Raw genomic sequence first — 10,602 nt, forward strand, 5'->3', positions numbered from 1 at the left:
GGCGGACCGCCGGTGAGGGAGGCCGCCGTCCGCCCGCCTTCCTGCTCACGCCCGGCCAGTGGGGCGACGCCCCGCAGCTCATCCCGGTCCTGGAACGCATCCGTGTTGCCCGCCAGGGCGGCGGTCGCCCCCACACCCGGCCCGACCACCTGGGCGGTGACAAGGCGTACTCGTCGCGGCGTAATCGCCACTACCTGCGAAGACGCCAGATCAAGCACACCATCCAAAGGAACAACGGACCAACTACCAACGGCGCGGCGGCAGTGGCGGCCGGCCCACCGCCTTCGACAAAACGATCTACAAGCGCCGCAACGAAGTTGAACGGACGATCAACGCGCTCAAGAACTTCCGGGCAGTGGCCACCAGATACGACAAGCGCGCATACGTCTTCCACGGCACGTCACCGTTGTCGCGCTGCGACTATGGCTTCGCTGAGGCAACGCAGAACTCATTGCCCTCCGGGTCGGCCATCACAACGTGGTGTCCGTCGCACTCCTTCAGGACCCTCCCGCCCGCCCTCACCAAACGCCCGGACTCTGCCTTGATCCGCGCCCACCGCTCCTCGGGGCTGCCGTGTCCAGGCACCCGGACATCGATGTGGAGCCGGTTCTTTGCCGTCTTGGGCTCCGGGACTTTGAGGATGGACAGGCGAGGGCCGACGCCATCGGGATCGCAGAGCCACGCACCATCGTCCTCGCTGTCCTCTTCCAGGAGGTCGAACTGCGCAAGCCACTCCTCGCGTGTTCTGAAGGGAGCGGGCGGAGGCTCGTCGACGTAGCCCAATGCCGTTTTCCAGAATGCAGCAAGGAGCTGTGCATCCGCGCAATCAAGTGTCAGATCGATTCTGGCTGCCATGGCAGGACCGTACTGCGCGCCTCTGACAATGCTTCATGGCCCAACGGAGCGGCTATCGCCAGTCCATGGTGATCCGCCGGGCAGGACCTAGCCGTGCCGCGCCGTGCGGCCCGCACGGCGGGACGGACGACGAAGTCACCACGCCAGGCACCGGGACGCGACCGAGCACCCACCCCCGAAGCCATCCGGGAGCGGGGAGGGTGCCGGGGACCGCTCCCTCAAGTACGGAGGCCCCTATGGTTGCCCCGACCCTGCCGCACCTTTCACCGGAGCAGCGCGAGCGCCTGGAGCAGCTCGCCGACGCGGCCCGGCTGCATATACCGTTGTACCGGTCGCCGACGCCGCCACCCGTCCGGCGCCGCTCCCGGCAGTACCCCGGCGGCCGGCCGAACCTGTGGCGCACCGCGCGGGGCCGTCGCCGGGGATGAGTAGACGCGATGGACTCCGCGCGCCCGTGCACGGAGGCGAGTGTTCACCGAGTGGAGCCGACGATGTTCAGCATCCAGTGGCGATGCACGACATCGAGTGGGCTCCACCCGATGGACTCCACCGTGGTGCGCACCGGATGACGATGGACGCCACTCTGATGCGCACCGCGATGGCGCGACCGAGAGGTGCGCCCGCGTAGGGGACTGTGGCCGGCTCCTTGGCGGTAATGGGTACCCGGCGTCTTAGGGTGTTTCGCTGGAGAGATTCCCTGCTTCTGGTGGGACGCCTGCTGCTTGAGATTCCCTGTCGGGGCTTGGCTTGTTCGGCAGCCGGTGGGCGGTCAAGGTCGCGAGGGCCGCGATCGCTGCGAGGGTGATCGCTACAAGGCGCGGGCCGGTGAGGGCCAGGAGCTGGCCGCCGAGCATGGAACCGGCACCGGAGCCGAGGTTGTAGCCGGAGCCGAGCCAGGCGTTGGCTTCTGCGTGCCGGGTGGTGTCGATGCGTTCGTCGACGAGGAGGTAGGAGATGACGAAGATCGGCGTCATGGGTAGGCCGACGCAAAAGACGGCCACGATAGTCAGGGGTGATGCCGAGAGCGTGGCCAGCAGCAGGGCGCCGATGGCCAGTGAGGCCGTGGCGATCGCATAGCGGTGTCGCAGGGATGCCGTCCATTTCTTTCGCCCGTACAGCAGTCCGCCGACGGCGCCGCCCAGGGAGAAGGCGGCGAAGGAGTAGCCAGAGGAGATGACGTTGGTGAAGTCCTCGGTGGCGGCCGGGATGATGACGCTGAGTCCTCCTCCGCACAGGCCAAGGACGATGATGGGCACGGTGATGCCCTGGCCGTCCCGGGTCCTGATGAGTGAACGACGCCGAACCGTCGACTCGGCCTTATCACCGTGCTCGGCGGCGTCGTGTTCGTCGGTGGGAAGGGTGCGCAGGACGGCGGCAAGCCCCAGGGCCGCGGGCAGGAGCAGGAAGGCCCCTATGCCTGTGACCCAGCGGGAGTCTGCCAGGGCCATGGCTGCCGTGCCGAGCAACGGTGTGGCCACGAAGGTGAGTTCTTCGGTGATCGAGTCCAGCGCGTGGATGCTCTGCAGGTGCTGTTTGTTGGGCATCAGGCGGGACCAGATGGCCCGCAGGCTCGGTGTCAGGGGTGGGAACAGGGCACCTGCCGCGGTGGTGATCACCAGGGGGACTTGCCAGAAGCGGTATCCGGTCATGGCTGCTGCGATAGCGAACAACACTACACAGGCCAGCGCCATAAGCACGACACCTCCTGGCCCGCGGGCGGTGCACCAGCGGGCGCGGGCGGGGCCGGGGACAGCAATGGCCAGCAGCATCGCGCCGGAGGCCAGGCCGGCGATGCCGATCCCGTGATGCTGGGTGAAGGAGATCAGCACCACGAAGGGGACGAGGCCGGCGGGCAGACGGCTGAGCACACCGAGGGCGAGGACACCCTTGGTCTTGGGCACCGCGAGGGTGGCGCGGTAGCTGATGGTCGTATCGCTCACGGGGTGACTCCGACGGACTGCGGGGACATGGTCAGGGCGGGGACGCTCGTGGCGTTGGCCCACCCGCAAATGACGGCCAGTGCGCGTTCGAGATGGGCGGGGTCCTGGCCCTTGATGAGCTGGTGGCCTTCGATGTGGGCGGTGCCTTTGCTGACACGGACCGCAATCCGCCCGATGAGGCTGGTGCCGACGAGGACGGGCATGCCGAAGTAGCCGCACTCGCGCTTGGCCGCGGGTTTGTACGCCTCCAACAGGTACTCGATGCCGAACAGGCGCCGCATACGGGAGCGGTGCCAGATCAAGGAGTCGAAGGGCGAGAGCGGAGTACACGCCTCGGCTTCGACGGGGACGAACTGTGGACCAGCTTCGGCCCGACCAACTGCAAGCTCTACCGCGTCGCCGCCCACGTCCAGCTCAGCGAAGGCGCGGACGCCGTGGCCGTCGCAGCCGACATCCCCGCTGCCGCCCTCGCCGGCCTCCCACGCGAGCGCCGCGCCCACCTGCTCACCGACCGCGCCATCGGCGAGAAGCAAGCCGGCCTTCGCACCGAAGCGGTCACCACGCTCCTCAAAGCCGAGGAAGAGGCCCCCGAGGAATTCCTGTGCCGCCCCCGCACCAAGCAACTCGTGGAGGATCTGCGCCTATTGGGCACAGGCTCCGCGGAGGGGCGCTTGCGCGCACTTGCTGATCGCTGTGGACTGCCCCGGTGACCACACGCATCCTTTACCTCATCGCCTGCGCCGCCCCGCCCACCCGATGCCTCCACGTCCCCGCCCGCGCCGCCCAGGCGGCCGGTTGGGACGTGTGCGTGATCCTCACGCCGTCCGCGTACCGATGGCTCAGCGAGGACACCGAAGGCGAGATCCAGTCCCTGACGGCGCTGACCGGACACCCGGTCCGCTGGCAGTACAAGCTGCCCTCCCAGCCGGACGTCCTGCCCGCCCCGGACGCGATCCTCGTGGCCCCGCTCACCAACAACACGCTCGCGAAATGGGCCACCGCGATCAGCGACACCCTCGCCCTCGGCCTCATCACCGAGGGCATCGGCCTCGGCCTGCCGATCATCGCCCTGCCGCACTTCAACGACGCCCAAGCCGCACACCCCGCCGTCACCGGCCACATCGCCTTCCTGCGCGAAGCGGGCGTCACCGTGCTACTCGGGGAGGGCGGATTCGTGCCCCACAAGCCCAAGCACGGCGACCTCGACGCCTACCCGTGGCAGGCCGCAATCGACGCACTCCCCGCCTGACCTCCGCTCGCCAGAGGTAGCACGGTAGGGGGCGCCGGAACATCTGCTCGCCGGAAGGCGAGACCCGCTTGTACGCAGGTAACGCTGGTGCCTGCCCGGCCGCCGACTGCGCCTACAGGCCAGAACCGTCAGCGCGAGCTGTCCCAGTAGTGGGAGGCCGAGGCGCTGGATGCGGCCGAGCTGCAGCGCCTGGTCCTCGCGGCGGTGGAGCGGCACGTCGACCGCCAGGCGCTCGCGCAGGCGGTGGCTGAGGAGGGGCGGCAGCGTGCCGCGCTGTCGGCCTTTGTGTCTGGGTGGCCCGGGGCGAGGGTGCCCGGAAGCGAGGGGCGGTGACCGCGGCCGCCTGAGTGTGCCCGGCGGCAGCATCGTCTTCGAGGATGGGCACCGCCGGGCCCACCCAGGGTGGCATGAGGCACTGACAGTCTCCTTGGCGCGAGCGGAGTATCAGCACACGCGCCGCATCCGCTACGGCCGCACGCTGGTCGCATGGCTTCTGATCGTCCGGTCGTCGTGTATCCGCCCGATGAGGAGGGCGGCCGCCGCGTGCGGGTCGACGGGCAGATCTCCGGCCGCGCGTACAGCGTCCGGGACATCGCGGCGTTCATGCAGGAGGCCGGGCTTCAGGACTTCGACGAAATGGATGTGGTCCGCTCCTCGCTCATCGAGTGGCGCGGCGGCGGCCCCGACGTGTGGGCGCACTGAGAACCCATCTCTGAACCCTTGACCACGCCGCCGAATGGGTGACTTCGGGTGCTGTGATTCGTTGCCGAGATGTGCCGTACGAACCCCTGGATGCTGCTCTCCAGCAAATGGCGTCTTGCCAAGGCCAGTTGGCGGGCCTCACCTCTGCGCTGGCTCCCGACGAGCTGCTCGGTCTCAGCGTGCAGGAGGCTGCCACGCGTAGGGAACTCGCGGACGATGCTCTCCAACTCATTGAGGACGCGGAAGCCGCAATCGACGCAGGAGAGCCCATCGACGTCGTGACATCCCTGGTCAACGCGATCAACCGGCTCACAGACCAGCTTCGGGACCGAGTCCTGGATGATGTCGTCGAGTCCAGCCCGGTGCCTGAGCAGTGGCCGGGGTGAAACAGCTCAGGCTGCTTGGCGGCAGCCACGGGCCGGGGTGCTGCCGCGTTGGGGTGGCGTCGCGGTACGAGTGGAGCGTGACCCACAATTTCGGCCTCTACCTCACTCTGGAGCTGGGCGACTACTACAGCTCGCCCTCTGACAGCTGGCCGGCGAGCACAGAGAACCCGTCTTTGAACCCCTGTTGTGCAGGTAGGTAGGCGTAGGGGTGGTTCTCAGGTTGTTGGCCCCGCTGCGGTCACGGTCCCGCGGTGTGGCCCACAGCCTGCCCTTTGAAGAGTGGCAGCCGGCGTGAGTGAAACGTGAGCCCGACGTGAGCGGTGCCCGGCAGAGTCCCGTTCATCGGGAGGAGCGGCCGCGGTGATGTCCCGCTGTGAGCCGCCTCCTCACTCCTCACTTTTCACACTTTCGAAGGCGCGCTCATGGGCGAAAAGGAACTGTCTCGTAGATCGTTCGCGAGGATCGGAGCTGCGGTACTGGCGCTTCCGGCCCTGGGGACGCTGCAGGGGGTGGCCGCACCGCAGGCTTACGCAGCTACCAATGCCCTGTGGACCAAACTCGACTGGCGTATGGAGGGCTATCAAAGAGAGCGTGGTACCTCGGCTGCCACCCGGCAGTCGGCGAACTACCGGTACGTGGTGGACCGGCTGCGCGCACTGACCAGCCAGGAGATGGCCGGCACCCAGGGCAGACCCGGTCTTTACGACACGTCGGTCCGCGGTCATCAGCCTCGCACCAACCGCGTCATCCAGATCTTGCTCTGGAGCGACGACACCGGCGCTTCGAGGAACGACGTCAATCTGTACTTCTCCGTGGACGACCTCTACCTGATGGGCTTTACCTCCCGGGGCCAGCACTACCGCTTCAACGCCAGCTACACCCATCACCTGGCGGACAGCCTCGGGCGTGCCTCCAACACCCCGCCTCCCCTGGTCCACGTGATGGAGTCCACGGGGAACTACGCGACGCTGAACGCCGACCCGCTGTGGCGGGGAGAGCAGGAGTACACGGCGCACAACTTCCTGCGCCACTTGAACGAGCTGCGCAACGCCAGACCGAACAACATGAACAACAACGGAGTGACTCGGGCGCTCGCCTTCTTCATCGGCGCCACCTCCGAAGCTGCCCGCTTCGGTGGCTTCATCCAGGAGCGCATCTGCAACGTCCTCATCTACGACGAAGACCGCAGCTATAACGATCGCCCGGCACACCTCGGCGGATTCGGCACCGCGCTTCAAAACAACTGGCACACCCTGTCCGCGCTGGCCCACCGGAACCTACAGGGACTCGAGGCCGAGCCCGTGGGCATCGACGGGCGGCGTTTCAGGAACGTGGAGGATATCCTGAACGGTCCGCCCGGCGGCGGCCCCCGCATCGCCCCCTTCATCGGCATTCTGGGCAGCGGCGTCTGACCCTGGCAGCGCCACAGCGGCCGGAGTCCGGTCCCCGCGGGCCGGACTCCGACGGGCCCCTCAGCCCGAAGAACAACACGCCCCACACCACCCGTATTGGAACCTCCGAATGAGAGCCCTTCTCGGAACCCTCGAAGCGGGTTCCGAGAAGGGGTTTGAGCGTGGAGTACCCCGTCGCGCTCGCCGAGTCCGTCACCGTCCTGCCGCGCGGCCCGGGCTGGTGGTACGAGCCGAAGTACGACGGGCACCGCCTCGTGATGCACCGCACCGCAGAGACCATGCGCTGCCACACCCGTTCGGGGCGCACCGTCACCTCCGCGTGGATGGATCTCGCCGTGGCCGGGCAGCGCGGTGCTGCGCCCCGGGACGGTCCTGGACGGCGAGGCGGTCGTGTGGGTGAACGGACGGTTGTCCTTCTCGGCTGCGCAGGCCCGCGGCAACTCCACCGTGCGCCGCTCGGCCGCCCTCGCGGCGGAGTACCTGGCGAACTACGTCGTGTGGGACTGTCTGCAGGCGGGCGGTGTCGACCTGCGCGGGCGGCCGTACACGGAGAGAAGGGTCGCGCTCCTGGAGGTGCTTGACGGGGTGCCGCCGCCGATCCAGGTGACGCCGGCGAGCGACGATGCGGACGTCGCGCTCGCCTGGTACGAGCATCTGCCCGCTCAGGGGCTGGAGGGTGTGGTCGCCAAGCGGGCGAGGAGCGTGTACCGGGAAGGGCGGATCTGGCAAAAATTGCGGCACGCGGAGACGGTTGACGCGGACGTCGTCGGCTACGTCGGGCCCGCCGCCCACCCCCGCCGCGTGGCCGTACAGCTGCCCCGGCCTCGGGGAACATCGGTACAGCGGGCGGCGGGCCTGGACTCCCTGGTGACGGCTGCTCCCCGGGTGGGACTGCCCGCCCCACGCTGATCCCACGGCGGTCAGGTCGCCAGGCCGGGCGGCTCATCGTTGGCGCGGCTGCCGGCTCCGAGGGCCCGCCGCGGAACCGGGGGCGTCGCCATGGGGCCTCCGAGCACACCCCGCGCCCGCAGCTCGGCAACATCCGGGAGGTAGACGCCGGGCAGAGCGTCGATCAGGTCGGCCTGGGCAGCGTGGACGGTGTGCGCGGCCAGCGGGCCGGAGCCAAGGGGGCGGCGGGCTGTCACACGGTCGTAGTACGGGCGGGCACAGGCGGGGCTCGCTACGTCTGGTCTGCCGAGGAGAAAGCCCACCTGCTGCGGTTGCTCATGCGCCCTGCCTCTGCGGGTCGGCGGGGGGCCGGTCTGTTCCCCACCGTCGATGCCCCGGTGGCAGGTGCAGAGTTCGCAGTGGTGGATGGGGGAGCTGGGGCCCTGGCACATGCCGCATTCGAAGCAGGCTCTAAGAAAACGACCGCGAAGAAGGCCCCAGCTCAGAAGCCGGCGGCCAAGAAGCACGGCGCCTGACCCTCCCCATCACCAGCAGGCGGCTATGCGCGGGTGCTGACGAAACGCACGTTCGGGCCCACCGCTCCCGCACGGGCGCCGCGCACCACTGGCACAACGTCGCGCCGCCGCGCCCGTACTTGTGCGTCTTGCGACGGCACATCGTGCACGGGCCGACCTGCTCACCGGGGCAGGCCAGCGCGGACGGGTCCGGCTCGGATACGGCGGGCGCCGAGGTCGTCATGGTCTGGGTCCTGTTTCTGGAGGCAGCACAGCATCAGGGGCCACCGCCAGCTTACGAACAGTGGCACGCACGTACGAGTCGCGTCGGCAGGGCAGGGTGTGCCGCCCTGCCAGGTTGTCGGGTCACGGAGATCCCAGACCAGTCGGCCGTGCCCCCGGGCGGCCGGGTCTGTTGCTCAGTAGGCCAGGGCCCGCCAGGAGAAGCACCAGACCCAGGTGCAGCGGGCGGCCCGGGAGCAGGCGGCGAAGAAGGCAGCCGAGCGTGAGGCCCGCCGCCCCGTCTGTGCCGGCTGCGGGGCGAAGTCCACCGACGAACGATGGGAGGCGGCACAAGCGACGGACTGGGACGGCCCAAAAAACTCCCATCCGCACCTGTGCGACGCCCGCAAGCACAGGGCCAGCGCCGTCGCCTAGGAGACCGACCGCCAGGAGCGCCCGGAGCCACTTCCCGCCTGGGTCAAGCAGAAGCCCTTCCTGCGCTACGCCCGTCGTCCGAGCTGTACCGAGTGTGGGGCAGCATTCACCGACGAGCGGTGGTAGGCGGTCGAGCACGTCAGCTGGGGCAGCCTCCCTCCCGAGACCAATCTGACTCTGTGCGCGAACTGCGACCAGCAGAAGAAGGCAGGTATCGAGCAGTCCTGGATTGACCAGGGCTGGACGGTCAGGTCCCGGCACCAGGAGCAGGAACAGAACCAGGAGCGGGGCCAGGTCGTGCCCGGGCAGAAGGCCGGCGGAACCTGGCTCTCCCGCTTCCGCAGCGATGTTCCCCGAGGCCGGCTTACGGTCTGACCATGATCGTTCTCAGCGCCAACCGCTGTACCGATGTTCCCCGAGGCCGGTTGCGGACCGCCGGGCATTAGGACCGGGTGAAGGAGAATGTGCTGAATGAATGAAGACGTCGTTGACCAGCAGGCCGAGATCACCCGTCTGCTGATCTATTACGCGCAAGTGCCGTTCGCCGGGGCCAGCTGCGTGCGGGGAGTTCTTCCCACGGCCCCGTCGAGCGAATCCATCCGTGTCGTCACAGGTGCGCAAAACGCCTATGTGCCATCCGGTCTGACAGTCCATGAGATCCGCCTGCGTTCGGGGGAGGACTTCCTTACCGCGTATGAAGTCGTAGCTGTTCTCCGGGCCTCGCACACCAGCCCATACATGGTTCCGAGCGTCCGTGCCGGCACCGTTCTGGGGATGCCTCTGATCCAGGTCGCCCCGTCCGTCGCAGAGACTGCGGTGGAAAGCCCGACTGACAGGGCTTTCGTCATCCTGCGCACGCTCGTGCATCCGTACACCGAGGTGAAACCCGACCCACGCCTGCTCGGATTCCTCTGCCGGGAACCCGACCTGCTGCGTCTCTACCTTGAAACCGAGGGAACCCCTGGCGTGACTGCTGTGGACGTACGGCCGTCCGGCGCTCTCACCGCCCTGTTGGCGGCGCTTCCTTCCATGATCACGGAGGAGGAACGGATGACGGTCGACGAAATGGACCCGCATGCCTCGCATGCGATCGATCTCACCTACTGGTGACCGCCGCGCCACCGCCTTCGGCACGAGGAGAACGGCCTCAGTGTGTCCCCGCCGTGTCGCGGACACGCTGCTGACCAGGCCGGACATGGCGCCTCTGTCCGGGACTGTCTCGGACAAGGGAAAGCCTTGCGCATGCCATTTCCCCCGTCCATGCTCCAGGGAAAGGAAAGCACACTCGGAGGAAATGGGGTATGCCCATGGCTCGCGTCATGCTGGGCACACGATCGAGGACAACCGCGGTGGCGGCTGTGATGGCCGCAGGAGTCGCGCTGGTGCCTCTTTCTTCTGCCTCTGCGCAATCTGGGACGGAACTCGGCCTCGGTGGTGGCGTGAAACTCATCGCGTCGGCGTCCGCATCGTACGAATGCCCCCGGATTCACACCACGGAGAACTACGCCTACACGTGGTGCCGCGTCTACAGCGGCAAGGTGCGGCTGATCGCCGACTGCGTCCGAACGCCGGACATGGCGTCTGGCTGGATCTACAGGAAAGACGGAAATCCGACGCAGCGGTTGCAGGCTGGCCCCTGCGTCGTCGGCGTGGGGCCGGACAGCGGAGTCCATTCCGCTTGATCCCCTGGCCGCGCGCCGCTTGCGTCGCTGAGAACCGGATGGTCCATCCAAGTGGAGGGGATATGAAGAAAGCCACCTTATCGCTGGCTGTAGCTACCGTCGGAGCTACCGCTCTCTTCGTCGGCACGGCGACTCCCGCACAAGCAGCACCCGCCTGGAACAAATCCGTGCAGTGTGAACGACAGGACGCGGAAAGGCGTGATATACCCACGCGCGTGGGCAACAGTGAACTCGGCTGGAAGCACTTCTCGGGGAGCCACAACATAAAGAAGTGCAGTGTCGTCAACACTGCACTGAAGAACCACCCCGTGAGCCG

14 protein-coding genes and 2 pseudogenes are annotated in these 10,602 nt (G+C 67.9%); 11 read left to right on the forward strand and 5 right to left on the reverse strand.

Features of this window, described 5'->3' with window-relative positions:
* Positions 1-8: 8 nt before the first annotated feature.
* Positions 9-435: pseudogene (locus tag ACF062_RS37960) on the forward strand (transposase); the annotation flags it as partial.
* Here the strand turns inward: ACF062_RS37960 and ACF062_RS37965 are convergent.
* Positions 421-855 (reverse strand): VOC family protein, encoded by a 435-nt coding sequence (locus tag ACF062_RS37965; protein WP_392144601.1) that lies wholly within the window; start codon positions 853-855, stop codon positions 421-423. The pseudogene ACF062_RS37960 and the gene ACF062_RS37965 sit on opposite strands and share 15 nt — an antisense overlap.
* A gap of 236 nt (positions 856-1,091) precedes the next feature.
* Here ACF062_RS37965 and ACF062_RS37970 point away from each other — a divergent pair, with 236 nt between their 5' ends.
* Entirely contained in the window at positions 1,092-1,283 is a 192-nt protein-coding gene (locus tag ACF062_RS37970) for a hypothetical protein (RefSeq protein ID WP_392144603.1), read from the forward strand.
* 243 nt (positions 1,284-1,526) lie between these two features.
* Here the strand turns inward: ACF062_RS37970 and ACF062_RS37975 are convergent, their stop codons facing one another.
* Positions 1,527-2,795 carry an MFS transporter gene (locus ACF062_RS37975; RefSeq protein WP_392144605.1) on the reverse strand — a complete coding sequence of 423 codons (1,269 nt, stop codon included), beginning with the start codon at positions 2,793-2,795 and terminating at the stop codon, positions 1,527-1,529.
* On the reverse strand, positions 2,792-3,202 hold the full coding sequence (locus ACF062_RS37980; RefSeq protein WP_392144645.1) for a DNA glycosylase AlkZ-like family protein: 411 nt from the start codon (positions 3,200-3,202) through the stop codon (positions 2,792-2,794). Before ACF062_RS37980 ends, ACF062_RS37975 begins: the two co-directional genes overlap by 4 nt.
* Between ACF062_RS37980 and ACF062_RS37985 the strand changes: the two genes are divergently transcribed.
* From ACF062_RS37985 to ACF062_RS38010, 6 genes are all read left to right on the forward strand, one after another.
* Positions 3,086-3,505, forward strand: a complete 420-nt coding sequence (locus tag ACF062_RS37985; RefSeq protein ID WP_392144653.1) for a hypothetical protein — start codon at positions 3,086-3,088, stop codon at positions 3,503-3,505. The genes ACF062_RS37980 and ACF062_RS37985 overlap by 117 nt on opposite strands.
* Complete coding sequence (locus tag ACF062_RS37990; protein ID WP_392144607.1) at positions 3,502-4,044, forward strand: flavoprotein; 543 nt, start codon at positions 3,502-3,504, stop codon at positions 4,042-4,044. Before ACF062_RS37985 ends, ACF062_RS37990 begins: the two co-directional genes overlap by 4 nt.
* A gap of 486 nt (positions 4,045-4,530) precedes the next feature.
* The gene (locus tag ACF062_RS37995; RefSeq protein WP_392144609.1) at positions 4,531-4,746 is read left to right on the forward strand and encodes a hypothetical protein; all 216 of its coding nucleotides are present in this window, start codon (positions 4,531-4,533) and stop codon (positions 4,744-4,746) included.
* 71 nt (positions 4,747-4,817) lie between these two features.
* Entirely contained in the window at positions 4,818-5,132 is a 315-nt protein-coding gene (locus tag ACF062_RS38000) for a hypothetical protein (protein WP_392144611.1), read from the forward strand.
* 422 nt (positions 5,133-5,554) lie between these two features.
* Positions 5,555-6,544 (forward strand): ribosome-inactivating family protein, encoded by a 990-nt coding sequence (locus ACF062_RS38005; protein ID WP_392144613.1) that lies wholly within the window; start codon positions 5,555-5,557, stop codon positions 6,542-6,544.
* Positions 6,545-6,895: 351 nt separating this feature from the next.
* A complete protein-coding gene (locus ACF062_RS38010) occupies positions 6,896-7,453 on the forward strand; it encodes a DNA ligase (RefSeq protein ID WP_392144615.1) in 558 nt (185 codons plus the stop codon).
* Positions 7,454-7,464: 11 nt separating this feature from the next.
* Here ACF062_RS38010 and ACF062_RS38015 read toward each other — a convergent pair whose 3' ends face one another.
* Together ACF062_RS38015 and ACF062_RS38020 are read right to left on the reverse strand one after the other, a co-directional pair.
* A complete protein-coding gene (locus ACF062_RS38015; RefSeq protein ID WP_392144617.1) occupies positions 7,465-7,689 on the reverse strand; it encodes a hypothetical protein in 225 nt (74 codons plus the stop codon).
* A 677-nt stretch (positions 7,690-8,366) separates the two neighbouring features.
* Positions 8,367-8,498 carry a hypothetical protein gene (locus ACF062_RS38020; protein WP_392144619.1) on the reverse strand — a complete coding sequence of 44 codons (132 nt, stop codon included), beginning with the start codon at positions 8,496-8,498 and terminating at the stop codon, positions 8,367-8,369.
* 577 nt (positions 8,499-9,075) lie between these two features.
* Here ACF062_RS38020 and ACF062_RS38025 point away from each other — a divergent pair.
* The 3 genes and pseudogenes from ACF062_RS38025 to ACF062_RS38035 all read left to right on the forward strand — a co-directional run.
* On the forward strand, positions 9,076-9,714 hold the full coding sequence (locus tag ACF062_RS38025; RefSeq protein WP_392144621.1) for a hypothetical protein: 639 nt from the start codon (positions 9,076-9,078) through the stop codon (positions 9,712-9,714).
* Positions 9,715-9,953: 239 nt separating this feature from the next.
* Entirely contained in the window at positions 9,954-10,286 is a 333-nt protein-coding gene (locus tag ACF062_RS38030) for a hypothetical protein (RefSeq protein WP_392144623.1), read from the forward strand.
* A 62-nt stretch (positions 10,287-10,348) separates the two neighbouring features.
* Positions 10,349-10,602, forward strand: a pseudogene (locus tag ACF062_RS38035) (hypothetical protein); the annotation flags it as partial.

This window comes from Streptomyces sp. NPDC015345, assembly GCF_043078805.1.
GTDB lineage: Bacteria > Actinomycetota > Actinomycetes > Streptomycetales > Streptomycetaceae > Streptomyces.

Excerpts from the sequence above, each read along its gene's own strand:
- ACF062_RS37965 (WP_392144601.1), bottom strand. The coding sequence starts at position 855 with ATGGCAGCCAGAATCGATCTGACACTTGATTGCGCGGATGCACAGCTC.
- ACF062_RS37970 (WP_392144603.1), top strand. The coding sequence starts at position 1,092 with ATGGTTGCCCCGACCCTGCCGCACCTTTCACCGGAGCAGCGCGAGCGC.
- ACF062_RS37995 (WP_392144609.1), top strand. The coding sequence starts at position 4,531 with ATGGCTTCTGATCGTCCGGTCGTCGTGTATCCGCCCGATGAGGAGGGC.
- ACF062_RS38005 (WP_392144613.1), top strand. The coding sequence starts at position 5,555 with ATGGGCGAAAAGGAACTGTCTCGTAGATCGTTCGCGAGGATCGGAGCT.
- ACF062_RS38025 (WP_392144621.1), top strand. The coding sequence starts at position 9,076 with ATGAATGAAGACGTCGTTGACCAGCAGGCCGAGATCACCCGTCTGCTG.